General features: G+C 58.9%; 1 protein-coding gene. It reads left to right on the top strand.

The features are described from left to right. Positions 1 to 67: 67 nt before the first annotated feature. Positions 68 to 392, top strand: a 325-nt coding sequence (locus GHN92_RS23660) for a protein rep (RefSeq protein ID WP_218580746.1), incomplete at its 3' end; no start/stop codon positions are given.

Genomic DNA, 392 nt, shown 5'->3' with positions numbered 1-392 from the left:
GACCGTTAGAAACGGCCCTGATCTTGCCGAGCGGCAAGCTCACCTCAGCCACTCCCTCAAACGTCTAATGCACCATCGCCGAGACTTCAACGCAGGTACTCGCGGCGCGCCCTGGACTGAGCTTTGCAGAGCCGAGGGGGCTGTTTACACCCTTGAGCTGACCAACAAGGGCAAGGGCTGGCATCCGCATTGCCACATGATCATTTTGGCTACCTCTCAGCCATCACAAACTGACCTCAGCGCCGAGTGGCACAAGATCACTGGCGACAGCATGGTCGTGGATTGCAGGCCCATCCTGGGCGATCCCGTGGAAGGCTTCATGGAGGTGTTTAAGTACGCGGTGAAGTTCTCCGACTTGACCCTGGCTGACAACTGGCACGCGGCGCAGATCC

Source organism: Pseudomonas sp. FSL R10-2964 (genome assembly GCF_009600035.1).
GTDB classification, from domain to species: domain Bacteria; phylum Pseudomonadota; class Gammaproteobacteria; order Pseudomonadales; family Pseudomonadaceae; genus Aquipseudomonas; species Aquipseudomonas bubulae.
This window is presented reverse-complemented; position numbering and strand designations above follow the sequence as displayed.